The 26,719-nt window shown below is 52.5% G+C and carries 28 protein-coding genes and 1 other annotated feature; of the genes, 12 read left to right on the top strand and 16 right to left on the bottom strand.

Annotated features, from left to right (window positions below):
• Positions 1 to 2: 2 nt before the first annotated feature.
• The 5 genes from OGY71_RS12315 to OGY71_RS12295 are packed head-to-tail and all read left to right on the top strand — an operon-like array spanning position 3 to position 5,646.
• A complete protein-coding gene (locus OGY71_RS12315) occupies positions 3 to 1,985 on the top strand; it encodes a TonB-dependent hemoglobin/transferrin/lactoferrin family receptor (RefSeq protein ID WP_286613371.1) in 1,983 nt (660 codons plus the stop codon).
• A gap of 47 nt (positions 1,986 to 2,032) precedes the next feature.
• Positions 2,033 to 3,064: a hematinate-forming heme oxygenase ChuS gene (gene chuS / locus OGY71_RS12310; protein WP_003832597.1), complete on the top strand. Its 1,032-nt coding sequence runs from the start codon at positions 2,033 to 2,035 to the stop codon at positions 3,062 to 3,064.
• Positions 3,061 to 3,882, top strand: a complete 822-nt coding sequence (locus tag OGY71_RS12305) for a heme/hemin ABC transporter substrate-binding protein (RefSeq protein WP_003832596.1) — start codon at positions 3,061 to 3,063, stop codon at positions 3,880 to 3,882. Before chuS ends, OGY71_RS12305 begins: the two co-directional genes overlap by 4 nt.
• Positions 3,882 to 4,874: a FecCD family ABC transporter permease gene (locus OGY71_RS12300; protein WP_003832595.1), complete on the top strand. Its 993-nt coding sequence runs from the start codon at positions 3,882 to 3,884 to the stop codon at positions 4,872 to 4,874. Before OGY71_RS12305 ends, OGY71_RS12300 begins: the two co-directional genes overlap by 1 nt.
• On the top strand, positions 4,867 to 5,646 hold the full coding sequence (locus OGY71_RS12295) for a heme ABC transporter ATP-binding protein (protein ID WP_003832594.1): 780 nt from the start codon (positions 4,867 to 4,869) through the stop codon (positions 5,644 to 5,646). The genes OGY71_RS12300 and OGY71_RS12295 overlap by 8 nt, the downstream gene beginning before the upstream one ends.
• On the opposite strand, the gene selO is transcribed toward OGY71_RS12295, so the two are convergent.
• From selO to thrS, 14 genes are all read right to left on the bottom strand, one after another.
• Positions 5,643 to 7,085: a protein adenylyltransferase SelO gene (gene selO / locus OGY71_RS12290; RefSeq protein WP_003832593.1), complete on the bottom strand. Its 1,443-nt coding sequence runs from the start codon at positions 7,083 to 7,085 to the stop codon at positions 5,643 to 5,645. The genes OGY71_RS12295 and selO overlap by 4 nt on opposite strands.
• Positions 7,086 to 7,146: 61 nt before the next feature.
• Complete coding sequence (locus OGY71_RS12285; protein ID WP_003832592.1) at positions 7,147 to 7,860, bottom strand: EAL domain-containing protein; 714 nt, start codon at positions 7,858 to 7,860, stop codon at positions 7,147 to 7,149.
• Positions 7,861 to 8,178: 318 nt separating this feature from the next.
• Positions 8,179 to 8,643: an NlpC/P60 family protein gene (locus OGY71_RS12280; protein ID WP_003832591.1), complete on the bottom strand. Its 465-nt coding sequence runs from the start codon at positions 8,641 to 8,643 to the stop codon at positions 8,179 to 8,181.
• Between the two features lie 77 nt (positions 8,644 to 8,720).
• The gene (gene btuD, locus OGY71_RS12275; protein ID WP_003832588.1) at positions 8,721 to 9,470 is read right to left on the bottom strand and encodes a vitamin B12 ABC transporter ATP-binding protein BtuD; all 750 of its coding nucleotides are present in this window, start codon (positions 9,468 to 9,470) and stop codon (positions 8,721 to 8,723) included.
• Complete coding sequence (locus OGY71_RS12270) at positions 9,470 to 10,021, bottom strand: glutathione peroxidase (protein WP_003832585.1); 552 nt, start codon at positions 10,019 to 10,021, stop codon at positions 9,470 to 9,472. Before OGY71_RS12270 ends, btuD begins: the two co-directional genes overlap by 1 nt.
• Before the next feature lie 60 nt (positions 10,022 to 10,081).
• Entirely contained in the window at positions 10,082 to 11,062 is a 981-nt protein-coding gene (btuC, locus tag OGY71_RS12265; RefSeq protein WP_003832584.1) for a vitamin B12 ABC transporter permease BtuC, read from the bottom strand.
• 121 nt (positions 11,063 to 11,183) lie between these two features.
• The gene (ihfA, locus tag OGY71_RS12260) at positions 11,184 to 11,483 is read right to left on the bottom strand and encodes an integration host factor subunit alpha (RefSeq protein ID WP_003030571.1); all 300 of its coding nucleotides are present in this window, start codon (positions 11,481 to 11,483) and stop codon (positions 11,184 to 11,186) included.
• Between the two features lie 4 nt (positions 11,484 to 11,487).
• A complete protein-coding gene (gene pheT, locus OGY71_RS12255) occupies positions 11,488 to 13,875 on the bottom strand; it encodes a phenylalanine--tRNA ligase subunit beta (protein WP_126956215.1) in 2,388 nt (795 codons plus the stop codon).
• A gap of 15 nt (positions 13,876 to 13,890) precedes the next feature.
• Positions 13,891 to 14,874, bottom strand: coding sequence for a phenylalanine--tRNA ligase subunit alpha (pheS, locus tag OGY71_RS12250; RefSeq protein ID WP_003832580.1), 984 nt, complete (start codon positions 14,872 to 14,874; stop codon positions 13,891 to 13,893).
• 124 nt (positions 14,875 to 14,998) lie between these two features.
• Positions 14,999 to 15,123, bottom strand: a sequence feature (Phe leader region).
• The gene (pheM, locus tag OGY71_RS12245) at positions 15,074 to 15,118 is read right to left on the bottom strand and encodes a pheST operon leader peptide PheM (protein ID WP_001386830.1); all 45 of its coding nucleotides are present in this window, start codon (positions 15,116 to 15,118) and stop codon (positions 15,074 to 15,076) included. It overlaps the preceding feature by 45 nt.
• Positions 15,124 to 15,243: 120 nt before the next feature.
• Positions 15,244 to 15,600, bottom strand: a complete 357-nt coding sequence (rplT, locus tag OGY71_RS12240) for a 50S ribosomal protein L20 (protein ID WP_003030578.1) — start codon at positions 15,598 to 15,600, stop codon at positions 15,244 to 15,246.
• A gap of 55 nt (positions 15,601 to 15,655) precedes the next feature.
• Positions 15,656 to 15,853, bottom strand: coding sequence for a 50S ribosomal protein L35 (gene rpmI / locus OGY71_RS12235; protein WP_003030583.1), 198 nt, complete (start codon positions 15,851 to 15,853; stop codon positions 15,656 to 15,658).
• Between the two features lie 96 nt (positions 15,854 to 15,949).
• A complete protein-coding gene (infC, locus tag OGY71_RS12230) occupies positions 15,950 to 16,492 on the bottom strand; it encodes a translation initiation factor IF-3 (RefSeq protein ID WP_048997935.1) in 543 nt (180 codons plus the stop codon).
• Between the two features lie 3 nt (positions 16,493 to 16,495).
• Entirely contained in the window at positions 16,496 to 18,424 is a 1,929-nt protein-coding gene (gene thrS, locus OGY71_RS12225; RefSeq protein WP_003832572.1) for a threonine--tRNA ligase, read from the bottom strand.
• A 304-nt stretch (positions 18,425 to 18,728) separates the two neighbouring features.
• Between thrS and yniD the strand changes: the two genes are divergently transcribed.
• Positions 18,729 to 18,836, top strand: coding sequence for a small membrane protein YniD (yniD, locus tag OGY71_RS12220; protein ID WP_003030590.1), 108 nt, complete (start codon positions 18,729 to 18,731; stop codon positions 18,834 to 18,836).
• A gap of 163 nt (positions 18,837 to 18,999) precedes the next feature.
• On the opposite strand, the gene OGY71_RS12215 is transcribed toward yniD, so the two are convergent.
• Positions 19,000 to 19,758, bottom strand: coding sequence for a DUF481 domain-containing protein (locus OGY71_RS12215; protein WP_003832568.1), 759 nt, complete (start codon positions 19,756 to 19,758; stop codon positions 19,000 to 19,002).
• Positions 19,759 to 20,045: 287 nt separating this feature from the next.
• On the opposite strand from OGY71_RS12215, the gene pfkB reads away from it, so the two are divergent.
• On the top strand, positions 20,046 to 20,975 hold the full coding sequence (pfkB, locus tag OGY71_RS12210) for a 6-phosphofructokinase II (protein WP_079933929.1): 930 nt from the start codon (positions 20,046 to 20,048) through the stop codon (positions 20,973 to 20,975).
• A 268-nt stretch (positions 20,976 to 21,243) separates the two neighbouring features.
• Entirely contained in the window at positions 21,244 to 22,104 is an 861-nt protein-coding gene (locus OGY71_RS12205; protein WP_003030598.1) for a fructosamine kinase family protein, read from the top strand.
• Positions 22,105 to 22,168: 64 nt separating this feature from the next.
• On the opposite strand, the gene OGY71_RS12200 is transcribed toward OGY71_RS12205, so the two are convergent.
• Positions 22,169 to 22,705, bottom strand: a complete 537-nt coding sequence (locus tag OGY71_RS12200) for a YniB family protein (protein WP_008784573.1) — start codon at positions 22,703 to 22,705, stop codon at positions 22,169 to 22,171.
• Positions 22,706 to 22,871: 166 nt separating this feature from the next.
• Here OGY71_RS12200 and hxpB point away from each other — a divergent pair, with 166 nt between their 5' ends.
• From hxpB to tcyP, 4 genes are all read left to right on the top strand, one after another.
• On the top strand, positions 22,872 to 23,540 hold the full coding sequence (hxpB, locus tag OGY71_RS12195; RefSeq protein ID WP_197385035.1) for a hexitol phosphatase HxpB: 669 nt from the start codon (positions 22,872 to 22,874) through the stop codon (positions 23,538 to 23,540).
• 154 nt (positions 23,541 to 23,694) lie between these two features.
• Positions 23,695 to 24,456 carry a 2-dehydro-3-deoxy-D-gluconate 5-dehydrogenase KduD gene (gene kduD / locus OGY71_RS12190; RefSeq protein WP_286613370.1) on the top strand — a complete coding sequence of 254 codons (762 nt, stop codon included), beginning with the start codon at positions 23,695 to 23,697 and terminating at the stop codon, positions 24,454 to 24,456.
• An 83-nt stretch (positions 24,457 to 24,539) separates the two neighbouring features.
• Positions 24,540 to 25,139, top strand: a complete 600-nt coding sequence (locus tag OGY71_RS12185; RefSeq protein WP_122973937.1) for a metal-dependent hydrolase — start codon at positions 24,540 to 24,542, stop codon at positions 25,137 to 25,139.
• 135 nt (positions 25,140 to 25,274) lie between these two features.
• A complete protein-coding gene (tcyP, locus tag OGY71_RS12180; RefSeq protein WP_003832558.1) occupies positions 25,275 to 26,666 on the top strand; it encodes a cystine/sulfocysteine:cation symporter in 1,392 nt (463 codons plus the stop codon).
• The last annotated feature ends 53 nt before the right edge of the window (positions 26,667 to 26,719 follow it).

Genomic DNA, 26,719 nt, shown 5'->3' with positions numbered 1-26,719 from the left:
CTATGCCTTACCTGCACACCGCTTCCCTGCGCCCATCGCTGTTGGCGCTGGCGATTGTCAGTAACCTGCCCGCCGTCGCCTATGCGGCGGCCGAGGATATGACCGTTACCGCCACCGGCAATGCCCGTAGCGCCTTTGAAGCACCGATGATGGTCAGCGTCATTGACGCCACCGCCCCAGAAAACCAAACCGCCAGCTCAGCTGCCGACCTGTTACGTAGGGTTCCAGGCCTGACCCTTGACGGTACGGGCCGTACCAACGGCCAGGACGTGAATCTGCGCGGGTACGATCGACGCGGCGTTCTGGTGCTGGTTGACGGCGTTCGCCAGGGAACCGACACCGGACACCTGAACAGTACCTTCCTCGACCCGGCGCTTATCAAACGCATCGAAGTCGTGCGTGGTCCTTCCGCACTACTGTACGGTAGCGGCGCGCTAGGCGGCGTGATCGCCTATGACACTGCAGATGCCAAAGATCTACTGGAAGTCGGGCAAAACAGCAGTTATCGCGTGTTCGGTACCGCGGCGACCGGCGATCACAGTCTCGGCATGGGCGCCAGCACGTATGGCCGTACCGATACGCTGGACGGACTGTTTGCCTGGTCCAGCCGCGATCGCGGTGATTTACGCCAGAGTGACGGTACTACTGCGCCGAATGACGAAGCAATTAACAATATGCTGGCGAAAGGTAGCTGGAAAATTAACAGCGCCCAGACGCTGGCCGGTTCGCTGCGTTACTACAACAATGACGCCCGGGAACCTAAAAACCCGCAGACCAGCACGGCGGATGCCAGCAACCCGATGACCAACCGTTCAACGATCCAGCGTGATGCGCAACTGACCTACTCGCTCGCTCCGGCGGACAATGACTGGCTGAACGCTGACGCCCGTATCTACTGGTCCGAAGCGCGCATTAATGCTCAGAATGCAGATAACACTAGCGAATTTCGCAAGCAAACCACCAAAGGCGGGAAGATCGACAACCGCAGCCGCCTGTTTACCGACTCTTTTGCATCTCACCTGTTGACCTACGGCGGTGAATACTATCGTCAGGAACAACAGCCTGGAGGAGCAACAACTGGCTTCCCGGAGGCAAAGATCGATTTCAGCTCCGGCTGGCTACAGGATGAAATCACCCTGCGCGACCTGCCGATTACGCTGCTGGGCGGTACCCGTTATGACTCTTATCGCGGCAGCAGCGACGGCTATGAAGATGTCGATGCCGATAAATGGTCATCCCGCGCCGGATTAACAGTTGCGCCAACTGACTGGCTGATGCTGTTCGGTTCATACGCTCAGGCTTTCCGTGCCCCGACTATGGGCGAGATGTATAACGATGCGAAACACTTCTCGATTGGTCGTTTTTACACCAACTACTGGGTACCTAACCCTAACCTGCGCCCGGAAACCAACGAAACACAGGAATACGGATTTGGCCTGCGCTTTGACGATCTTCTGATGGCGAGCGACGCGCTCGAATTTAAAGCCAGCTATTTCGACACCAAAGCGAAAGATTACATCTCCACCAGCGTCGATTTCGCCGCTGCGACAACCACGTCCTATAACGTACCCAATGCCAAAATCTGGGGCTGGGACGTGATGGCGAAATATTCCACCGACCTGTTCAGCCTCGACATGGCCTATAACCGCACACGCGGAAAAGATACTGACACAGGTGAATACATTTCCAGCATTAACCCGGATACCGTCACCAGCAAACTGAATGTGCCGGTTGCGCACAGCGGTTTCTCTGTCGGCTGGATAGGGACATTTGCTGACCGTTCCACGCATATCAGCAACAGCTACACTAAACAGCCTGGCTATGCGGTAAACGATTTCTACGTGAGCTATCAGGGCCAACAAGCGCTGAAAGGCATGACCACCACGCTGGTACTGGGCAACGCCTTCGACAAAGAGTACTGGTCGCCGCAAGGCATTCCGCAGGATGGTCGTAATGGCAAAATTTTCGTGAGTTATCAGTGGTAATCACTTTTCCCCGGTTCGCCGGGGCCGCAATCTGGAAGGAAGAGACAATGAATCATTACACACGCTGGCTGGAACTGAAGAAAGAAAATCCTGGCAAATACGCACGTGATATTGCGGGGTTGATGAATATTAGCGAAGCCGAACTGACCTTTGCACGTGTCGGTCACGACGCCTGGCGCTTACGTGGCGAAGTGCGTGAAATTCTCAGCGCACTGGAAACAGTGGGCGAAACCAAATGTATTTGCCGCAATGAATACGCAGTACATGAGCAGGTGGGTGCTTTTACCAATCAGCACCTCAACGGCCATGCTGGGCTGGTTCTCAATCCGCGCGCCCTCGATCTGCGTCTGTTCCTGAATCAATGGGCCAGCACCTTTCATATCAGCGAAACAACCGCCCATGGTGAGCGTCAGAGCATTCAGTTCTTCGACCATCAGGGAGACGCGCTGCTGAAGGTCTATACCACGCAAAATACCCTCGTTGAGGAATGGGCGGCGTTGCTGACCCGTTTCATCTTTGCAGAAAATCCGCCGCTGGTGCTGCAACCCGCCAACAATTCTGCGCCTGCCGCCGTCACGGTCGATGCACAGACCGTTGATCAAGAGTGGCGAGCGATGACCGATGTCCACCAGTTCTTCGGTCTGCTGAAACGCCATGAACTCACCCGCCAACAGGCATTTAATCTGGTGGGCGACGATCTGGCCTGTAAGGTTTCTAATAGTGCACTGGCGCAGTTACTCGATACCGCGCGTCAGGATGGCAACGAAATTATGGTTTTTGTGGGTAATCGCGGCTGCGTACAGATTTTTACCGGCGTGATTGAAAAACTGGTACCGATGAAAGGCTGGCTTAACATCTTCAACCCAACCTTTACCCTGCATCTGCTGGAAGAGAGCGTGGCCGAAACGTGGGTGACGCGCAAACCGACCGCCGATGGTCACGTCACCAGTCTGGAACTGTTTGCTGCCGACGGTACGCAAATCGCACAACTGTATGGTCAACGTACGGAAGGCGAGCCGGAACAGACGCAATGGCGCACACAGATTGACGCGCTAACGCCGAAAGGACTGGCCGCATGAAAAAACTGCTGGCCCTGATCGCGCTTCTGCCCTTCGCCGCACTTGCTGCGCCTGAGGAGCGAGTTGTTGCCCTCGGTGGCGATGTCACCGAGATCGTATACGCACTGGGAGCACAACCCTCCCTTGTGGCGAGAGACAGCACCAGCCAGTGGCCTGTTGCGGCAACCGCGTTACCTGATGTTGGTTATTTGCGCCAGCTCAACGCCGAAGGGATCCTTGCCACACGCCCTACGCTGGTCCTTGCCAGCGCGCAGGCGCAGCCTTCTCTGGTGTTAAAACAGATCGAGCAGAGCAATGTCAGGGTTGTCACGATCCCGGCAAGCAACGATCTTAACGCGATTGATGAAAAAGTTCGGGTTATCGCCGAGGCTACTCATCGGGAGGCCAACGGCGAAACGCTGCGCGCAACGTTACGCCAGGAACTGGCGACGCTCCCGTCGTCTGAACTTAATAAACGTGTGCTGTTTATTCTCAATCATGGCGGGATGACCGCGATGGCTGCGGGCCAGCAAACCGGAGCCGATGCAGCGATTCGTGCCGCAGGTCTACGCAACGCGATGCAGGGCGTTAATCGCTATCAACCGCTGTCACAAGAAGGCGTCATTGCCAGCCAGCCCGATCTGGTAGTGATTTCACAAGAAGGTGTTAAGGCGATGGGTGGCGAGGCAAACCTGTGGGCGCTACCGGGACTTGCGCAAACACCTGCCGGCAGGAATAAACAGGTATTGCAGGTTGACGATATGGCGCTGTTGGGCTTCAGCGTTCGCACGCCACAGGCTATTTTGCAGCTTCGTGCTAAAGCGGAGCAATTGCCCTGATGTCCCGGCGGATCACCTGTTCGTTGTGGATGTTGGCATTGATGCTGGTTGTAATGACGGTTCTGGCTACCGGTTTTGGCGCGTTGCGCCTGCCGGTAAGTCTGCTCTGGCGTGATGGCGATGAGGCACTGCGTCAAATCTGGCTCACGATTCGTCTGCCCCGCGTCCTGCTGGCGCTGGTGATTGGCGGCTCTCTGGCGCTCGCTGGCTGCGTGATGCAGGGACTGTTTCGCAATCCGCTTGCAGACCCTGGCTTACTGGGAATAAGCAGCGGGGCCGCCTGCGCTGTGGCCCTGTGGGTGGTGCTGCCTGTGTCTTTGCCCGCGCTGCTGATGTTGTATGCTCCAATGCTGGCCGCTTTTTTCGGCGCGCTGGCGGCAACCGTAGTGATTTTTATCCTTAGCCAACAGCGCGACGGTTCACTCTCACGCCTGCTGCTGGTCGGCATTGCCATTAACGCGCTCTGTGGGGCGGCGGTTGGCGTTTTGTCGTGGGTCAGTAATGATGCGCAACTGCGCCAGCTGTCGCTATGGGGAATGGGAAGTCTGGGGGCCGCGCAGTGGTCCACACTGTTGGCTGTCACTTCACTGACAATCCCGACGGTGCTGATCATCTGGCGACTTGCTCCGGCGCTGAATCTTCTGCAGCTGGGTGAGGAAGAGGCGCATTATCTCGGCGTTGATGTGCGTACAATCCAGCGTATTTTGCTGCTTTGTAGCGCATTACTGGTTGCCTCAGCCGTGGCGGTAAGCGGCGTGATTGGCTTTATCGGGTTGGTCATCCCACATTTAATACGTATGTGGCTCGGCTCAGACCATCGGGCCGTTATTCCGGGTTCCGTGCTGGCGGGCGCGTTTTTATTGCTGATTGCAGACACACTGGCCCGTACGGCGGTTGCGCCTGCGGAGATGCCGGTCGGACTGTTGACCAGTCTTCTCGGCGCACCGTGGTTTTTATGGCTTATTTTTCGTCAGCGAGGACCGCATGGCTGAGCATTTCATCGCTGAAGAGCTTCATTATCACGTAGCTGGCAGAGCGGTAATTGACAATGTATCGCTCGCCCTTAAAAAAGGTGAGCTGGTGGCGCTGATCGGCCCAAACGGTGCGGGGAAATCCACTCTGCTACGCTTGCTGACCGGTTTTCTGAAACCGGCTACCGGGCGCTGCGTGCTGTCGGGCAAACCGCTGGAGGAGTGGCCTACCCAGAAGCTGTCACGACACCGGGCGGTGATGCGTCAGCAAACACAGTTGGGGTTTGACTGGCCGGTAGAGGCCGTCATCGCGATGGGGCGCGCGCCCTGGAGCCAACGACCGGAACCTGGGCTTATTGCACAGGTAATGGAGATGACCGGATGTACGCCTCTGGCAGGCCGGCAATACGCCGCGCTTTCCGGCGGCGAGCAACAGCGAGTGCAGTTAGCCCGTGCGCTGGCGCAACTCTGGTGCGATGGCGCGCCTCGCGGTTGGTTATTCCTTGATGAACCGACCTCCGCGCTGGATCTTTACCACCAGCAGCATTTGTTGCGCATGCTAAAAACGCTAACCGCTTCGGGTGGGCTGCATGTGTGCATTGTGCTTCACGATTTGAACCTCGCCGCACTGTGGGCAGACAGAATAGTGCTGCTGCACAACGGCAGGCTGGTGTCGCAGGGAACACCGGAAACTGTGTTACAGGCCGATGATCTGAAGCGCTGGTACGGTGCTCAGGTACACGTTGGCCAGCATCCGGCCAACGCCTCCCCGCAGGTATTTCTGGCCCCTTAGCTTGAACAACTCACTTCCAGCCGTTTGCCCCAGTCAGGTGGACGGCTGGCATAGTCATCATCACGATCGGCAAACGGGGTACGCAACGCCTGGTGCAACCGATGCAGTTCAGCGTAATCCCCCTGCTCTGCCTGACTAATCGCCCGTTGCGCCAACCAGTTACGTAATACCATCGCCGGATTTGCCGCCTTCATCTGTGTTTGTCTGACTGCATCGGCAATATTGTCTTGCTGAAGGCGCGAGCGATACCGCGTGAACCAGTCGTCAAATGCTGCGCGGTCGATAAACTCATCGCGCAACGGAGATTGCGCACTGTGCTGCTCCGTTTCGCTGAGCATGCGAAACGTTCGCGTATAGTCGCTTCTTTCTCGCGCCATCAGGCTAAACAGTTCGCTAAGCAGTTCGTTATCGTCTTTCTGCTCGCTAAAGAAGCCGAGCTTTTGCCGCATCCGCTGACCGTAGCGAGTTAACAGCGCCAGCTGGTAACTGTCCAGCGCATCATTGAGCGCCTCGACCGGGATAAATGGCGACAGGGTTTGCGCCAGACGTTGCAGGTTCCACAACGCGGCGGCCGGTTGATTATCGAAACTGTATCGCCCCTGGTTGTCAGAGTGGTTGCAGATATAATCGGGCACGTAATCATCAAGAAAACCGAATGGACCGTAATCCATCGTCAGACCCAGAATCGACATGTTGTCCGTGTTCATAACACCATGTGCAAATCCTACCGCCTGCCAGTCAGCGATTAACGTCGCAGTACGCGTGACAACATCGTTAAACCACAGCTGATACTTATCGGCTTCTTCCTGCCATTGCGGCCAGTAATGGCGAATCGCAAAGTCAGCCAACTGGCGCACTTTTTCCGGCTCTCGGCGATAGTAAAAATGCTCAAAATGGCCAAACCGCATATGGCTTTGCGCCACGCGAATGAGCATCGCCCCCGCTTCGACCGTTTCGCGATAAACCGGCGTGTCGCTGGTGACAATCGACAATGCCCGCGTGGTCGGTATTCCCAGGTAATGCATCGCTTCACTGGCCAGGCTTTCACGAATGGTCGAGCGCAGCACGGCACGCCCATCACCCATGCGGGAATACGGCGTGAGTCCGGCGCCTTTCAGGTGCCAGTCAAACGTTGAACCATCCGCGAGCTGTTGTTCGCCCAGCAGGATCCCACGTCCGTCGCCAAGCTGACCAGCCCAGACGCCGAACTGATGCCCACTATAAACCTGGGCTAAAGGCGACATCCCGGGAAGCAACGATTCGCCTCCCCAAACGCCTGCACCAGTCGGAATATCAAATAGCGCCGCAGGAATTGCTAATTGCTCCGCCAGCGCATCGTTATGCCAGATAAGGCGCGCGTTTTTCAGAGGGGTGGGTGAAAGCGCGGTATAGGTTGCTGGTAGTTCATCACGCCAGCGAGTGGTAAAAGACAGGGTCATAGGGCCTCCTGCCTCTAGTGTAGACTGTTAATAGCCTGTTAAACACCAGCAAATAAAAGGGTTATATCTTAGCGAGCGAAATTATCTGCGCAGGAGGCACCGCAGGCCACAATCCTCCCTGCATGGCACTGAATCCCACAGGCAAGACGCGCTCCAGCATCTCTTGTGTATCAATTCCGCTAATGATTATTGACTCACAGCTGGGCGATAGTTGCGCCAGAATAGCCCGCATAAACGGTTCAAACGAAATATGTGTAATCCTTTGTTGAACAAAGTTTTTATCCAGCACGACGCGTTTGAACAGGCCGTCAAAAATTGCCCGGGTTGATATACCACCAGAACCATAGTTTGTCAGGACTAATGGAAATCGCGCAGCAAGTGCGGCCAATATTGGATTATCTTTACCTTTGTTTAACTCCGGATAGCTTTCATTAATAGTCAGCTCCAGAAATGAAAATCGTTCAACTTGTGAAGCAAGTTCAGTATCTGATAATAAAGTATTAGCAACTGCTGGCGTTAAATTAATCCAGGCGGATACTTTTCGCTGAATAAAGAAATGTTGGCACGTTTCGATTAATTCTAGTTTTTCTACAAATAAACGACATTGTTCGTCGTCTGACATCCGAGGTAGGACCAGCTCGGTGGGTATACGCACATCCCCATGCGCACTGGCGAAACTGGTGATGATATCGACGAATTCAAGATCGCCTTTTTCGCTTCTCGCAGGAAGAAAAGAGAACTCAGAATGGTAAAGATTATCCAGTGAAACAATCATCGTGCCAGCCCCGCTGCATGGGTGTTATCCGGCATCCTGTAGCAAAGGATGGAGAAATACGTTACTGCTGATGCAAGTAGAGGCCCTTTCATTTTTCCCTTTTTAGCCGGTAAATCGAATCCTTTTTTTTAGCTTATCCTGATTATAAGCGAATATCCAGCTTTGCACTTTTTAATATCTCGGAATAAATCATATTTTTAGCAAGATACGCTCTTAATGTTCAGGGGTATTGTCTAACCAAAAGCAGAAATAAAAGTTAACTTTCAAATGGTGATGTTGAGGCTGCACACTCGATGGCAGCCTCGGAGTTACGGGGGATTAAATACGTCGTGCCTGCCAAAAGTTTTTACGCCAGTAAACATTATCCAGAGACGAGCGCATCACGCCACGGCTGGTTGAAGCATGAATAAACTGATTATTGGTATCGTAAATACCAACATGCAGACCGCTTTCCCCAGACCCGGTTTTAAAGAAAACCAGATCGCCTGGCAGCAAATCATCTTTATCAATTTCGGTACCAATCTTTGATTGCGTACGCGTATCGCGCGGAAGTTGCAGGTCGAATTTATCGCGCATCGTCATCAAAACAAATCCAGAACAATCCACCCCACTACGACTCATACCGCCATAACGATAGGGTGTGCCATGCCAGGTTTGGAGCTGATCATTAAGACCGGCGATAACGGCAATAGAATCCGACAAGCGGGCATTTGGCGCAGGCGCACGATGGCTGCTGCAGCCCGCCAAAAACAATGCTGTGATGAAAAGGAGCCAAAAGCGCATTCAGTACGAATCCTCTGAATTTTATTTTTATGCCAATTTAGCGTGGAAATTATATGATTTTCAAGAACCCATTTCACTTAAGTGGTTGATATGAGCATTCTGTGCCCTTCAATATCCAAACGTCGGAAGTTGACGCCATAGGCCGCAGACAGATTGGCCGGCGTCAGTACCGCATCTCGTGAACCACTGGCAAGCAGTTTCCCGCGTTTGAGTAGCCAGGCTTTATGCGCATGGCGTAAGGTGTGATTAAGGTCATGGCTACTCATCACAATCGCTATGCCCTGCAAACACAGCTGACTCAACAGTCGGTCCAGTGCGTTTTGTTGCGCGACGTCCAGACTGTTCATCGGCTCATCCAGCAGTAAAAGCTGACCTAATGGATTCGCTTGTGGGCAAATCTGCAGGATAACCGCAGCCAGGCGCACACGCTGCCACTCACCGCCGGAGAGTTGGTTCACGCCGCGCCCCAGTTTATCTCCCAGACCGAGCGCATCGGCGATCTCCTGTAACAGATCGGTGCGTTCTTTGTCGGGTTGATGCAGCGTCAGAAAATGCCAGACCGGCATGGCAAACGGCGGATTTTGCTGTTGCGCAAGATAGGCGCGATATTGCGCCAGCCTGGCGGCCGGCCATTCCTCCAACGGCATATCACCAAAAGTGATACTGCCCTCTCCGTTTGTCAGACCCGCCATACGCGCCAACAGCGTACTTTTTCCGGCACCGTTTGGTCCCACTAAATGCAAGATCTCTCCTGCTTTTATCTCACCAGAAAGCGGGCCGAGACGGGTCGATTCCGCGACGTCCTGTAGCTGCATCAATCGAGACATTAGTTTGCCAGCGCCTGCTTGATGGTTTGCACCAGGATGGGATCCTCAGGCGTCATATCTGGTGAGAATCGTTGCAGCACTTTTCCATCGCGACCCACTAAAAACTTCTCGAAATTCCACAGGATATCGTCCGGGTAGAGCGGCGCACGACCTTTGCTCGCCATTCGCTCGTAGAACCCACTGTCCGCAGGCGCAACGGCCGTTGGCGCGGCATCAATCAGCTTCTGATACAGCGGATGGCGTCCCTCGCCGTTGACGTCAATTTTGCTGAACATCGGGAAAGTTACGCCCCATGTGGTACTGCAGTACGTTTTTATTTCCTCTTCGCTGCCCGGCTCCTGGCCCAGAAACTGATTGCAAGGGAAACCAAGAACGCTGAAGCCCTGTTGGTGCCAGGCTTTCTGCAGATTCTCCAGTTGCTCGTACTGCGGCGTCAGCCCACATTTTGAAGCAACGTTGACGATTAACAGCACATTCCCGGAATACGGCTGCAGTGAGGTAACCTCGCCGTCGATGGTCGTCACTTCTGTATCGAGGATAGTGTTTTGCATAGCATCTCCAGAACAACAGGTGGATTTTCAGTTTTTAATCATAGACCGAACCAACGCGTTCTAGCGCGCGGCTTTTAACAATAGCCAGATAAATACCGGCGCACCCATAGTGGCCGTTACCACGCCGATAGGTAACTCAGCCGAGGCCAGCACCAAACGCGCGACAACATCAGCAAACAATAATGCGATTGCGCCAGCCAACGCACAACCTGGCAGTAAAACACGGTGATCGGTGAGGCCGCACAGTCGCAAAATATGCGGGATCACAAGCCCAATAAAACCAATCGCCCCTGCCAGAGCCACGCTCACGCCAACCATCCAGCCTGTGGCAACCACCAGCAGGTTGCGCCAGAACCATAATGGCAGTCCCAGCTGACGCGCAGAAGTCTCTCCTAACGCCAGCATATTCATCGGCTGCGACTGACAGCAGATCCACACCAGTACCGGAATCAACGCCACCATGAGCCAAGCCTGATGCCAGTCTACGCCACCGAAGCCCCCCATCATCCAGTACATCAGCTGTCGTAAGTCAAACGAGGTAGAGAAGTAGATAGCCCATGTCATCAGCGCGCTACAGATTATCCCCAGCGCCACCCCCGCCAGCAGCAGACGGCTGGTAGACAGATGTCGACGGGCGAAACGTAGCAAAATAAGCGTGATAATCAGCGCCCCGGCAATGGCGCAAAGGCCCAACGCCCAGCCGGGGAGTTGCCCCTGCCCCAGCAGCACCGCCGCGATAAGCCCGACTCCCGCGCCGTTAGATACGCCCAGTAATCCAGGCTCTGCGAGCGGGTTTTCAAACAGAGCTTGCATCACTGCGCCAGATAAGGCCAATGCAGCGCCTACCAGCAAAACGGCAAGAGTACGGGGAAGTCGAATTTGCCAGACGAACAGATCGCCGCGGGCGCTGAACCAGTCGCCGGGAGCGATCCATTGTTCTCCTGCGCACAAGCTTAGAATCGTTGCCAGTAGCATAAGTACTGACAGTGACAGTATCCAGCGTACGTTTCGACGCTGCTGTTGATGGGCGAAAGTCAGCATGTTTTCCATTCTGCTGAAAAGAGATGGAGGTGATTCTACGGTGCTGATTCGGTAGTGAAAAGGAAAAAGGCCGCATAGCGGCCTTTTTAGTTATACGCGTCATACTCTGCGTATCGTTAAATCACTCTTCTTTGGGCGTTGCGTTTTCAACCCGGCTTTTTAACTTCTGTCCGGGTCTGAAGGTCACCACGCGCCGTGCTGTAATGGGAATATCTTCGCCCGTTTTCGGGTTACGGCCCGGACGTTGATTCTTATCACGCAGATCGAAGTTACCAAAACCAGAGAGTTTTACCTGCTCACCATTTTCCAGAGCACGACGGATCTCTTCGAAAAACAGCTCGACCAGTTCTTTGGCATCCCGCTTGCTAAGCCCAAGCTTATCAAACAGATATTCTGACATTTCAGCTTTTGTAAGCGCCATAGGTTCAATCCCTCAATGATGCCTGGAATCGCTCTTTTAATGCCTCTACACATTTGGCGACGGTAGCGGCAATCTCCTCTTCTTCAAGTGTACGGCTGGTATCCTGAAGGATCAGGCTGATAGCGAGGCTCTTATAGCCCTCCGCAACACCCTTACCGCGGTACACGTCAAATAAGTTTACGCCAACTACCTGATTTACGCCAACTTTCTTACACTCGGATAAAATATCCGCAGCGGGAACGTTTTCTGCCACAACGACTGCGATATCGCGACGGTTCGCTGGGAAGCGAGAAACTTCACGCGCCTGAGGCACCACGCGGTCTGCGAGCTTATTCCACTCCAGTTCAAACACCAAAGTGCGACCGTTCAGATCCAGTTTACGTTCCAGTTCAGGATGAACAACCCCAATGAAACCAATACGTTCACCTTTCAGATAAATCGCCGCAGACTGACCCGGATGCAGTGCTGGATTCGCTTCAGCTTTGAACTGAATGTCCCCCAGTTTTCCGGTCAGGTCGAGAACTGCTTCCAGATCGCCTTTCAGATCATAGAAATCAACGGTCTCTTTTGCCAGATTCCAGTGCTCATCATGACGGTTACCGCAGATCACGCCAGCCAGCATCAGATCCTGACGGATCCCGAGGTTGGCCTGCGTATCTGGCACGAAACGTAAACCCGTTTCGAAAATACGTACGCGGTTCTGCTGACGATTCTGGTTATACACTACCGTAGACAGCAAGCCGGTCCACAGGGACAAACGCATTGCCGACATATCAATAGAGATTGGGCTTGGCAGCAGCAGCGCTTCTTCACCCGGGTGCAGCAGCGACTGGACTTTCGGGTCGACGAAACTATAGGTAATGACTTCCTGATAGCCTTTGTCATTCAGCATGGTTTTTACACGTTTCAGCGACAAATCCGCTTCACGATGCGTACCCATGATAAGACCCGCCTGAATCGGCGTGTTCGGGATATTGTCATAACCGTATACGCGGGCGACTTCTTCGACCAGGTCTTCTTCGATTTCCATATCGAAACGCCAGCTCGGCGCGACCGCTTTCCACTCATCCTGCCCTTCCGACACGTCACAACCCAGACGACGCAGAATGTCGCTCACCTGCTCATCGGCAATATGGTGTCCGATCAGACGATCCAGTTTGCTACGACGAAGCGTAATGGTTGCGCGTTTTGGCAGCGTGGCTTCGTTCGTCACGTCAATGACTGGGCCCGCTTCACCGCCGCAGATATCAATCAGCAGGCGCGTTGCACGTTCCATGGCCTTATGTTGCAACGCAGGATCGACACCACGCTCATAGCGGTGAGATGCATCGGTGTGCAGGCCGTGACGACGCGCGCGACCGGTAATAGACAGCGGGCTGAAGAATGCACATTCCAGCAGGACGTTTTGTGTTTCATCGTTCACGCCGGAATGTTCGCCACCAAAGATGCCGCCCATCGCCAGCGCTTTGTTGTGGTCCGCAATCACCAGCGTATCTGCATTCAGCTTCGCTTCGCTTCCATCCAGCAATACCAGGGTCTCACCTTCTTTTGCCATACGGACAACAATTCCGCCTTCAATGCGGTCCTTGTCGAATGCGTGCATCGGCTGGCCCAGTTCGAGCAGCACATAGTTAGTCACGTCGACCACGGCATCGATAGAACGAATACCGCAACGGCGCAGTTTTTCTTTCATCCACAGCGGGGTCGGCGCTTTAACATTGATGCCTTTCACCACGCGGCCCAGATAGCGTGGGCAGGCTTCCACGGCTTCGACCTGAATCGGCAGGACGTCGCTAATGGTCGCGGCTACTGGCGCGATTTCCGGCTCAACCAGCGGGGCTTTGTTCAGTACAGCAACGTCACGCGCTACACCGATGATGCCTAAGCAGTCGGCGCGGTTCGGCGTGACACTGATTTCGATGGTGTTGTCGTCAAGCTTCAGGTATTCACGGATATCGGTGCCAATTGGCGCATCGGCAGGCAGTTCGATAATCCCGTTATGATCGTCGGAAATACCCAGCTCGGAGAACGAACACAGCATGCCTTCAGATGGTTCACCGCGCAGTTTCGCGGCTTTAATTTTGAAATCGCCCGGCAGAACGGCACCAACGGTTGCCACAGCCACTTTCAACCCCTGACGGCAGTTTGGCGCACCGCAGACGATATCCAGCAGGCGGTCGCCGCCTACATTCACTTTGGTGACACGCAGTTTGTCAGCGTTAGGGTGTTGGCCGCATTCAACCACTTCACCTACCACAACGCCGTTAAACGCGCCGGAAACAGGTTCCACACCGTCAACTTCCAGACCCGCCATCGTGATTTGGTTTGACAGCGCATCGCTATCAATCGCCGGATTTACCCATTCGCGTAACCACAGTTCACTGAATTTCATTGTTTTATCCTGCCTTTATTTAAACTGTTTGAGGAAACGCAGATCGTTTTCGAAGAAAGAACGCAGATCGGTAACGCCGTAACGCAGCATGGTCAGACGCTCCATACCCATACCGAATGCAAAGCCGGAATAGATTTCCGGATCGATGCCAACATTACGCAACACGTTCGGGTGAACCATCCCGCAGCCCAGCACTTCCAGCCATTTGCCGTTTTTGCCCATCACGTCAACTTCCGCAGATGGTTCAGTAAACGGGAAGTAGGAAGGACGGAAACGTACCTGCAGGTCTTCTTCAAAGAAGTTGCGCAGGAAATCGTGCAGCGTGCCTTTCAGGTTGGTGAAGTTGATGTTGGTATCAACAATCAGCCCTTCCATCTGGTGGAACATTGGGGTGTGAGTCTGATCGTAATCGTTACGATATACGCGGCCCGGGGCGATAATACGGATCGGCGGCTGTTTTTCTTTCATGGTGCGGATCTGCACGCCGGAAGTCTGCGTGCGCAGCAGACGCGTCGCGTCAAACCAGAAAGTGTCGTGGTCAGCGCGCGCCGGGTGATGGCCAGGAATGTTGAGCGCATCGAAGTTATGATAGTCATCTTCGATTTCCGGACCGGTCGCCACGGTAAAGCCCAGCTCACCGAAGAAACTTTCAATCCTGTCGATTGTACGCGTTACAGGATGCAGACCGCCGTTTTCGATACGACGCCCAGGAAGGGAGATATCGATCGTTTCTTCAGCCAGACGAGCATTCAGTGCAGCGCTTTCTAATTCGGCCTTACGTGCGTTCAGCGCTTGCTGTACCTGCTCTTTAGCTTCGTTAATCACCGCACCTGCTGCCGGGCGCTCTTCTGGCGGCAGTTCGCGCAGGGTTGTCATCTGAAGGGTCAAGTGCCCTTTCTTGCCCAAATATTCGACGCGGACATTGTCTAACGCGGCAACATCTGAAGCCTGGTTAATGGCGGCCGTTGCACTGGCAACCAGCTCTGCGAGATGTGACATGGTTTTCCTCGTTATGTTGCGATATTCACTAGTCGCTCGTATATACGCAAAATCATTCAAGTTGTATCAACGCGGCCAAAGAGCGAATGCAGCCAATATAGAGACAACTTGAAGGATGACGCGTATAAAAAAAGCCTCCACCAGGGAGGCTTTTAGGCGCTGTTTTCCGTTTCTTCTTTCACGCGCAAGCCTCCTGAGTTCAGGTGCTAAAGTAAAAGAAGAAGCGGAAAATAGCAGCATTCATGCTTGCGTTACCTTGTGTGGTAAAAACCGGACAACCTTTATTGAAAAGGCTTACGGATAAATTGTCAACTAATTGATTGCTCTACAAATAAAAGAGAGGGAGCCAGGCTCCCTCTTTTCACCGGCTTATGCCAGAGCTGCTTTCGCTTTTTCGACCAGAGCGGTGAACGCTACTTTGTCGAATACTGCGATGTCAGCCAGGATCTTACGGTCGATTTCAACAGAGGCTTTTTTCAGGCCGTTGATGAATTTGCTGTAAGAAATACCGTTCTGACGTGCTGCTGCGTTGATACGCGCAATCCACAGTTGACGGAACTGACGCTTTTTCTGACGACGGTCACGATAAGCGTACTGACCAGCTTTGATAACAGCCTGGAAGGCAACGCGGTATACGCGAGAACGCGCACCGTAGTAGCCTTTAGCTTGTTTCAAAATTTTCTTGTGACGTGCACGGGCAACTACACCACGTTTTACGCGAGCCATATGTGCTCTCCTGTATCTATATTCTTAGTAAAAAAATGAATTAAACGTTAACGGCTTATGCGTACGGCAGGCACGCGATAACCAGACCCAGATCGCCTTTAGACACGAGGCCTTTTGGACGCAGGTGACGTTTACGCTTAGTAGATTTTTTGGTCAGAATATGACGCAGGTTTGCGTGCTTACGCTTAAATCCACCACCACCGGTTTTTTTGAAACGCTTAGCAGCACCGCGTACGGTCTTAATTTTTGGCATTTTAATAACTTCCACTTCGCATTGTTAATAAACGAAACGTAGGCGAACAACGGCTGCGGAACCCGTAGGCTCCACAGACATTGCTACTTGAAGGCCTTACTGTTTCTTCTTAGGAGCGAGCACCATGATCATCTGGCGGCCTTCGATCTTCGTAGGGAAGGATTCGACTACTGCCAGTTCACTCAGATCGTCACGGACGCGGTTGAGCACTTCCATACCGATCTGTTGGTGGGCCATCTCACGACCGCGAAAACGCAGCGTGATCTTAGCCTTATCGCCATCTTCCAGAAAGCGTACCAGGCTGCGGAGTTTTACCTGGTAATCGCCATCGTCGGTGCCAGGACGGAATTTAATTTCCTTAACCTGGATAACTTTTTGCTTTTTCTTCTGTTCCTTAGAAGACTTACTCTTTTCATAAAGGAACTTGCCGTAGTCCATAATACGACAAACTGGCGGTTCGGCGTTAGGGCTGATTTCAACTAAATCTACTCCAGCTTCTTCAGCTTTTTCGATCGCTTCTCTCAGACTCACAATACCCAAAGCTTCGCCTTCCAGACCTGTTAAGCGAACTTCCAGGGCGCGAATCTCGCCATTGATACGATTCGGACGTGCCGTTTGAACTCGTTTTCCGCCTTTAATACCTTATTCCTCCAGTTGTTGAAGACTGCGGCTGCGAATCTCTTGTTGCAGCTTCTCAATCACTTCATTTACGTCCAGGCTGCCCAAGTCTTTGCCACGACGGGTGCGCACGGCAACTTTGCCTGCTTCTACCTCTTTGTCGCCACAGACCAACATGTAAGGGACACGACGTAAAGTGTGCTCGCGGATTTTAAAGCCAATCTTCTCATTTCTCAAGTCTGCTTTTACACGAATACCCGCATTTTGTAGTTTCTGCGTTAATTCGTTAACGTATTCAGACTGAGAATCGGTGATGTTCATGACCACAACCTGAACCGGCGCGAGCCAGGTCGGGAAGAAGCCAGCGAACTCTTCGGTCAGGATACCGATGAAACGTTCCATCGACCCAAGAATTGCACGGTGAATCATAACCGGAACCTGACGCTCGTTGTTTTCGCCAACGTAAGAGGCGCTTAAACGGGACGGCAGGGAGAAGTCCAGCTGTACAGTACCGCACTGCCATGCACGATCGAGGCAGTCATACAGGGTAAATTCAATTTTCGGACCGTAGAACGCGCCCTCACCCAGTTGGAACTCAAACGGGATGTTGTTTTCTTCCAGCGCAACGGCCAGGTCAGCTTCAGCACGGTCCCACATTTCATCGCTACCGATACGTTTTTCGGGGCGAGTGGACAGTTTGACGACGATTTTCTCGAAGCCAAAGGTGCTGTACATATCGTAGACCATACGAATGCACGCGTTAACTTCATCACGAATCTGCTCTTCAGTACAGAAGATATGTGCATCATCTTGAGTGAAGCCACGAACACGCATCAGGCCATGCAGCGCACCTGACGGTTCATTACGGTGGCAGCTACCAAACTCAGCCATACGCAGCGGCAGATCGCGATAGGATTTCAGACCCTGATTAAAGATCTGCACGTGGCCTGGGCAGTTCATTGGCTTAATGCAGTATTCACGATTCTCAGAAGAGGTGGTGAACATTGCATCTTTGTAGTTGTCCCAGTGACCTGTTTTTTCCCACAGCACACGGTCCATCATGAACGGACCTTTCACTTCCTGATACTGGTATTCTTTCAGTTTTGAGCGAACGAATACTTCCAGTTCACGGAAGATAGTCCAGCCATCGTTGTGCCAGAACACCATACCCGGTGCTTCTTCCTGCATATGATACAGGTCAAGCTGTTTACCGATTTTACGGTGATCGCGTTTGGCCGCTTCTTCCAGACGTTGCAGGTAGGCATTCAGGGCTTTTTTATCTGCCCATGCAGTACCATAAATACGCTGCAGCATCTTGTTATTGCTGTCGCCACGCCAGTATGCCCCTGCAGTCTTCATCAGTTTGAAGTGATGGCAGAAACGCATGTTCGGCACGTGCGGGCCACGGCACATATCGACGTATTCTTCATGATGGTACAAGCCAGGCTTGTCATCATGGGCAATGTTTTCATCAAGAATGGAGACTTTATAGGTCTCGCCACGCTTCACGAAGGTTTCACGCGCTTCGTACCAGCTGACTTTCTTCTTAATGACATCGTAGTTTTTCTCAGCGAGCTCGTGCATCCGCTTCTCGAGCGCGTCGACATCTTCCTGGGTTAACGTACGGTCAAGATCGATATCGTAGTAAAAACCGTTATCAACAACCGGTCCGATCGCCATTTTGGTGTGCGGCCAGAGTTGTTTGATCGCGTGCCCTAACAAGTGCGCACAGGAGTGACGAATGATCTCCAGACCTTCTTCATCCTTCGCGGTAATGATGGAGAGCTTCGCATCATGCTCAATCAGATCGGAAGCATCTACGAGCTCACCGTCAACACGGCCAGCAATAGTGGCTTTCGCCAGACCTGGACCGATGTCCAGCGCAACATCCATGGGGCTTACAGCGTGGTCGTAATGGCGTTGGCTGCCATCAGGAAGAGTAATAACAGGCATGTTATATCCTTATTTGCAGTGGTGACCCACACGTAAGATCACATACAAAGATTCAATATTTAAAATTATCAAAAAGGTGTGGGCTGATTCCCGCTTCACTCTGCGAAATATGTCACTGGTCGCCTTAAAGACCACACTGGACCTACACCCGCTTTTTGATAACACCGTTTGACAGTGTACACGGCATTACGGGTCGATCAAAGCAACAATCAACGTGCGCTCTATGATGTAAATCAATTCACTGACACCCAACCGTCTTTGTTACACTTGCACAAAGTCATCTAACCTGAGCAGGAAAAAAACAATGCCCACAAATCGCTTTGCGAAGAAACACTGGAAGATGGTTGTGATTCTGCTCGTTATTTGTGCGGCCATGTTGATGCTGCGCTGGGCTGCGATGATCTGGGGCTAAATGACGCTCACCCACTGTTCCGGTTTCGTTTATTTATCGATTAATCGAATTTGTCTGAAAATAGCGTGTTATGGCCAGGTAAAAAATAAAACGCAAATTAAATATTAAATAACCTTAACTTTAATAGATAAAAACCGGGCCAATTATTTGACCCGATTTGTCATTACATCCGGTAGCCGAGTGAAACAGTAGTACGACGATCGGTATGCTCCGGCGCTGTTGCCGGCGGTTCAGAGTTCCAGGTCACGTTGTAAGCCACCTTTAACCCAAAGTGTTCGTTGATGGCAACGTTGAGGGCTGTTTCAGAGTTGAGTGTGGTATCGTCAGCGCCGAATACCGACACACCCTGAGTAAACTTGGTGTTGTCCGTCATCTGCCATGCATAGGCCCCGGACGCATAGCCCAACGGCTGCGTTTCGGTGGTGCCATCCGTGTGCTCGTCATAGCGCACGCCAGGACCGAATTCGAAACGGAAGCTGTGCACAGGTCCGTTGAGGAACTGGCGACCATAACCCGCGGTCAGCACGTCACGCTCGCGGTAGCCGTTGTAGCGGTCGGTCAACCAGCTTGCCTGTCCAAAGAGATAGTCATAGTCGGTCATGTTGTAACGACTACGGCCACCTACGGCATATTTCTCCGATGAACGCTCATCATTTGAGGAGGTATTGCTGGCATTTCCCCACAGAGACCATGCCGTCGTTTGGCCGTACCAGGTCATGGTGGTATCTGCGGTTAAAGAAGAACTTTTTGTGTTGCCTGACTGGGCGAGATATCCCGCGTTCAGGTTACCTTCAAAGGGTTTTTTCGCGCTGGAAGGGTCATCCATGACAGTAAAAACGGAATCATCGGCTACAGCATGCATTGACGCAAGCAGGCCTCCCGTCAGCAGTAGTGCTGCGGGCACTGTCTTCAAAAGCTTCATTTATTAAGAGTCCGTACAACAAAAAAAGAGACCATTACGGTCTCGGAAACTTTCATATGGATCAATGACAAAAGACCCCTGAAAGGTAACAAATTATAAAAAGACTCGAATAACATAGCAATAAATTCTTATTTCATTTTTTGAATAAGAGCGTTCCTAAACCTTTATTTTATTTATATATCTTTATGACGATAATTTTAAATAAAGATATGAAAAATCATGTTGTTAATTACTTCACTTTCGGGAGGTTAAGTGCCAGACTGAGTTCAGCCTAACAGGAGGTAAAGATGGTACGTATCTATACGTTAACACTTGCGCCCTCTCTCGATAGCGCAACAATCACCCCGCAAATTTACCCGGAAGGTAAGCTTCGTTGTACCTCGCCGGTTTTTGAACCCGGCGGCGGCGGTATCAACGTCGCTCGCGCAATTGCCCATCTTGGCGGAACCGCAACGGCGATTTTCCCCGCGGGGGGTGCAACCGGAGAGCATCTTGTTGCATTGCTCGCCGACGAAAATGTTCCCGTATCTACCGTCGAAGCCAAAGACTGGACCCGACAAAATCTTCATGTCCACGTGGAGTCCAGCGGTGAACAATATCGTTTTGTCATGCCAGGCGCTGCGCTGACCGATGACGAGTTCTACCAACTTCAGGATCAGGTGCTGGAAATTGAGTCTGGTGCGCTGCTGGTCATCAGCGGCAGTTTGCCGCCCGGCGTACAGCTTGAGAAGTTGACCCGGCTCATTACCACCGCACAAAAACAGGGGATCCGCTGTATTGTCGACAGCTCAGGCGAAGCACTGACGGCGGCGTTAGCCATCGGCAATATCGAACTGGTCAAACCCAACCTCAAAGAACTGAGTGCGCTGGTAAACCGCGAACTCACTCAACCCGATGATGTGCGCAAGGCCGCGCAGGAAATCGTACAGAGTGGGAAAGCGCACCGCGTTGTGGTCTCGCTTGGGCCGCAAGGGGCGCTGGGCGTAGATCGCGATACCTGCGTTCAGGTGGTTCCGCCACCGGTGAAAAGTCAAAGTACCGTAGGCGCGGGCGACAGTATGGTCGGGGCCATGACGCTTAAACTGGCAGAGAACGCGCCTTTTGAGGATATTGTCCGTTACGGTGTTGCCGCGGGCAGCGCAGCAACGCTGAATCAGGGTACTCGTCTGTGCGCTTTGGACGATACGCAAAAAATATATGCATACCTTGCGCAGTAATGGCACCGTCCCCCTTTTAACAGAAGGGGGATGTTCCGGTAAAACTGTCGGCATGGGGGTTATACGTCTATGCTAAAAAATCACGTGATTACAAAGAAGTGAATCATGTGCAGTCAGGTGTCTCCACAACGGTACGGGGTGAAGAAGAACGACAAACATTAAGTGCCTTTCCAGCGATGACGCGTCCGTGGTGTGCGTCAGTTCGTGTTTTTTAACCGCATTCTTGCGCTAACCTTATGATCTGGCAGACAACATGGGGAGAGACATCATGTGGCAGGCTATCAGTCGTCTTTTAAGCGAGCAATTAGGTGAAGGCGAAATCGAACTGCGTAATGAACTGCCCGGCGGAGAGATCCACGCCGCATGGCATTTACGCTATGCGGGGCGAGATTTTTTCGTCAAATGCGATGAAAGAGAGCTGTTAACCGGCTTTACGGCAGAAGCCGATCAGCTGGAGCTACTTTCCCGCAGTCAAACTGTATCGGTACCGAAAGTCTGGGCAGTAGGCGCAGACAGAGATTACAGCTTTCTGGTGATGGATTTCCTCCCTCCCCGTCCGCTTGATGCACATAACGCATTTATCCTTGGTCAACAGCTTGCGCATTTGCACGAATGGAGCGACCAGCCTCAGTTTGGTCTCGACTTCGATAACGCGCTCTCTACCACGCCGCAGCCAAATACCTGGCAACGTCGCTGGTCAACCTTTTTCGCCGAGCAGCGTATAGGCTGGCAGCTGGAACTCGCCGCTGAAAAAGGCATAGCGTTTGGCAATATTGACGCCATCGTCGAACACGTTCAGCAACGTCTCTCTTCTCATCAGCCGCAGCCGTCTCTCCTGCACGGTGATTTGTGGTCCGGGAACTGCGCCCTCGGTCCTAACGGTCCGTACATCTTTGACCCTGCCTGCTACTGGGGGGACAGAGAGTGTGACCTGGCAATGCTGCCGTTACATACCGATCAGCCGCCGCAAATTTATGACGGTTACCAGTCTGTCTCGCCACTGCCGCTGGACTTTCTCGACAGGCAGCCAATCTACCAGCTCTATACGCTGCTGAATCGGGCAATTCTGTTCGGGGGACAGCATTTGGTTGTGGCGCAGAAAGCACTGGATAGATTACTGGCGGCTTAACGACGTACCGTGTTGCTTATCAGGCCTGCCGTTTCGCAACGTGGCAGGCCCGATAGAGCGGCACTTACAAAAAGCCCAGCAGTGAGAAGAAGAAGTAGCCGATCACGATAACGATCACCGGCAGAATATAAAGCGGGAAAATTTGTAAGAAGATCGTATGGTGCGGTACCACAATTCGCGACTCAAGTTGCTCGCGGGATAATCCTTCACTGCCCTTTGCTTGTTCCAGAATTAGCTGATCCTCAACGCCTTCGCGTAAGAAACGCGCCTGGCGGCTCATTCTGGCGCCTGAGTCCTGCAACGCCAGGCCGATAAAAATCAGAATGAATATCAGCCAAAAAACGAGATTCAGTCCACTTTGAAAATCAGGCGTTGGTGAGTTATACCAGAACACGTTAAGAAAAGGTGTGTTCACCCGCATCATGTCGATCATCACATGGGCAAAATCGAGCATGACCGCGTTAATCCCTTCCTGCTTTTCGCTGTGCGCGTACATAAACTTCAGTACTGAAACCAGCGTTGAAATCAGCGCGGGAATGAAAACCACCCATCCCACCAGCCTTTTCAAGATGGCAATGCGTCCAGCTTGTTGATACGTCATGAGTTCCCCTTGATTAAGACGTGTCATTTTGGCCTAAGTTTACCCGTTGATTACCGTTTTCGCCTGATCTTTAAAGGCGGTATACTGCTGAATTAGCCGTAATGAACGCTCAGAGTCCGTCCAGGCTGGCTCTAATCCCTTTTATCACCGTAAAGGAGAGGTTGTAATGTCAACCCCGCGTCAAATTCTTGCTGCAATTTTCGATATGGATGGGTTACTGGTCGATTCTGAACCGCTTTGGGATCAGGCTGAACTGGATGTGATAGCAAGTTTAGGCGTTGATATCTCCCGCCGCCATGAACTTCCCGATACCCTTGGCTTACGCATCGACATGGTGGTTGATTTGTGGTTTGCGCAGCAACCCTGGAACGGCCCCTCACGTCAGGAAGTCACCGAGAGCATCATTACCCGGGCCATTGCGTTGGTTGAAGAGACAAAACCGCTGCTGCCAGGCGTTCGTGAAGCTGTAGCACTGTGCAAATCTCAGGGAATCAAAGTAGGACTGGCATCCGCTTCCCCGCTGCATATGCTGGAAAAAGTGCTGACCATGTTTGATCTGCGCGATGACTTCGACGCACTGGCTTCTGCAGAAAAACTGCCTTACAGCAAACCGCACCCACAGGTTTACCTCGATTGTGCGGCAAAACTGGGCATTGACCCGTTAAACTGCGTAGCACTGGAAGACTCAGTGAACGGCATGATTGCCTCGAAAGCTGCTCGTATGCGTTCCATCGTCGTACCAGCGCATGAGAATCAGGACGATCCTCGCTTCGTGCTTGCCGACGTCAAACTAACCTCGCTCACCGAACTTACTGCCGCACATCTGCGCGGCTAATCCTGTAACGGGCAATGATCGTATTGCCCGCTTTTTCATTTTTCATCCTTGCATTTTTTAAAACGCCGTTTCATTTTAAATTGTATTTCTGTTTAACCTCTCCTATCCTTGCCCTATAGCGCAAGCGTTAATGACATAAATAGTTGAGGTAAACATGATTCAGGAAGCTTTTCGTCTCGAAGGTAAAGTCGCCATCGTCACTGGATGTGACACCGGCCTCGGGCAGGGTATGGCAGTGGCGCTGGCTGAAGCGGGCTGCGATGTAGTCGGCGTGAATCGTAAAATACCGCATGAAACCGCAGAGAAAATTAACGCCCTCGGTCGACGCTTTATGGCCATTCAGGCCGACCTCAGTCAACAAGATGCTCTCACCAGCATCGTGACAAAAACGGTGTCGGCGTTTGGCCGGGTCGATATTCTGGTCAACAATGCAGGAACTATACGCCGTCAGGATGCGCTGGACTTCAGTGAAAAAGATTGGGATGACGTGATGAATCTGAATCTCAAATCCGTTTTCTTTCTGTCGCAGGCTGTGGCGCGTCAGTTTCTGGTTCAGGGCAATGGCGGAAAAATCATTAACATTGCATCGATGCTCTCTTTTCAGGGCGGTATCCGTGTACCTTCCTATACCGCATCAAAAAGCGGTGTTCTGGGCATCACCCGCCTGCTCGCTAATGAATGGGCGGCCAAGGGAATTAATGTCAACGCCATCGCGCCCGGCTATATGGCGACCAACAACACCCAGCAACTGCGCGCGGACAGCGAGCGCAATCAGGAGATTATCGATCGTATTCCCGCAGGACGCTGGGGCACGCCAAATGACCTGAAAGGCCCGGTCGTTTTCCTTGCAAGTCCCGCCTCTGACTATATTCATGGCTATACGCTGGCCGTGGATGGCGGTTGGTTGGCACGCTAAACCCGCACTTGTGACATAGGGTTACAACGTCACCTCTTCCGCCTACTGTATAAAACCCCTATACTGTATGAATTGACAGTTTATTGGGTTTTATCATGACGGCGGAAGGCCACCTTCTTTTTTCTATTGCCTGTGCGGTATTTGCCAAGAATGCCGAACTAACGCCCGTTCTTGCGCAGGGTGACTGGTGGCATATTGTTCCTTCAGCCATTTTAACGTGCCTGCTGCCGGATATCGATCATCCCAAATCTCTGCTGGGGCAGCGTCTGAAGTGGATATCAAAACCCATTGCCCGGGCATTTGGTCATCGCGGGTTTACACATAGCCTGCTGGCGGTTTTTGCCCTGCTGGCCACGTTCTACCTGAAAGTCCCGGATACCTGGATAATACCGGCCGATGCCTTACAAGGTATGGTACTCGGCTATCTTAGTCACATTCTGGCCGACATGCTGACCCCAGCAGGCGTTCCCCTGCTTTGGCCCTGCCGCTGGCGTTTTCGTCTGCCTATCCTCGTGCCGCAAAAAGGCAATCAACTGGAGCGGTTTCTGTGCATGGCACTGTTCGCATGGGCAATCTGGATGCCGCAAACCATACAAGAGAACAGCGCGGTACGCTGGTCTTCGCAGATGATTAATACGCTACAAATGCAGTTTAATCGTTTCATAACGCATCAGATTGACTAATAAATCAGCCAAAAAGTCATTTTAGGTATAAACAATTCCATTTGAATATAAGAGGCAAGTCACAGTTCTGCTAATCTTGCGCCAACAGAATCACCTTTAAACGGTGATACGTATAATAAGATCAGGAGAACGGGGATGAACTTTCCATTAATCGCGAACATTATCGTGTTCGTAGTGCTGCTGTTCGTGCTGGCGCAAGCCCGTCACAAACAGTGGAGTCTGGCCAAAAAAGTACTGGTCGGTCTGGTCATGGGTGTCGTGTTCGGCCTTGCCCTGCACACCATTTATGGCTCCGACAGCCAGGTTCTTAAAGATTCCGTACAGTGGTTCAACATTGTCGGCAACGGTTATGTCCAACTGCTGCAGATGATTGTTATGCCGCTGGTATTTGCGTCTATTCTCAGCGCCGTTGCACGTCTGCATAACGCCTCTCAGTTAGGTAAAATCAGCTTCCTGACCATCGGAACGCTGCTGTTTACCACGCTGATTGCCGCGCTGGTAGGGGTTCTGGTGACCAACCTGTTCGGCCTGACCGCCGAAGGTCTGGTGCAAGGTGGTGCCGAAACCGCACGTCTGAACGCGATTGAAACCAACTATGTTGGCAAAGTGGCTGACCTCAGCGTTCCGCAACTGGTGCTGTCGTTTATTCCGAAAAACCCGTTTGCCGATCTGACTGGCGCGAACCCGACGTCGATTATCAGCGTGGTTATCTTCGCCGCATTCCTCGGTGTAGCCGCACTGAAACTGCTGAAAGATGATGCACCAAAAGGCGAGCGCGTTCTGGTCGCTATCGATACCCTGCAAAGCTGGGTGATGAAATTGGTTCGTCTAGTGATGCAGTTGACGCCGTACGGTGTTCTGGCGCTGATGACCAAAGTGGTTGCAGGTTCCAACCTGCAGGACATCATCAAGCTGGGTAGCTTCGTCGTGGCCTCTTATCTCGGTCTGGGCATTATGTTCGTGGTTCACGGGATCCTGCTGGGTATTAACGGCGTTAGCCCGCTGAAATACTTCCGCAAGGTATGGCCAGTGCTGACTTTCGCCTTCACCAGCCGCTCCAGCGCAGCCTCAATTCCGCTGAACGTTGAAGCGCAGACCCGTCGTCTGGGCGTGCCTGAATCCATCGCCTCATTTGCCGCCTCGTTTGGTGCCACGATTGGTCAGAACGGTTGTGCGGGCCTGTACCCGGCAATGCTGGCAGTAATGGTTGCACCGACCGTCGGTATCAACCCACTGGACCCAATGTGGATTGCCACGCTGGTTGGTATCGTGACCGTGAGCTCCGCAGGGGTTGCAGGTGTGGGTGGCGGTGCAACATTTGCCGCGCTGATCGTCCTGCCCGCTATGGGTCTGCCGGTCACGCTGGTTGCGCTGCTGATCTCCGTTGAGCCGCTGATCGATATGGGTCGTACCGCGCTGAACGTAAGCGGTTCCATGACTGCCGGTACGCTGACCAGCCAATGGCTCAAGCAAACTGATAAAACGATTCTGGACAGCGACGATAACGCCGAACTGGCGCATCGCTAAGTCTGTCAGCTAAAAAAAAACAAAAAACCGCCGGAGTGTCATGCTCCGGCGGT

It is taken from the genome of Citrobacter sp. Cpo109 (assembly GCF_030332565.1).
GTDB lineage: Bacteria > Pseudomonadota > Gammaproteobacteria > Enterobacterales > Enterobacteriaceae > Citrobacter > Citrobacter portucalensis.
This window is presented reverse-complemented; position numbering and strand designations above follow the sequence as displayed.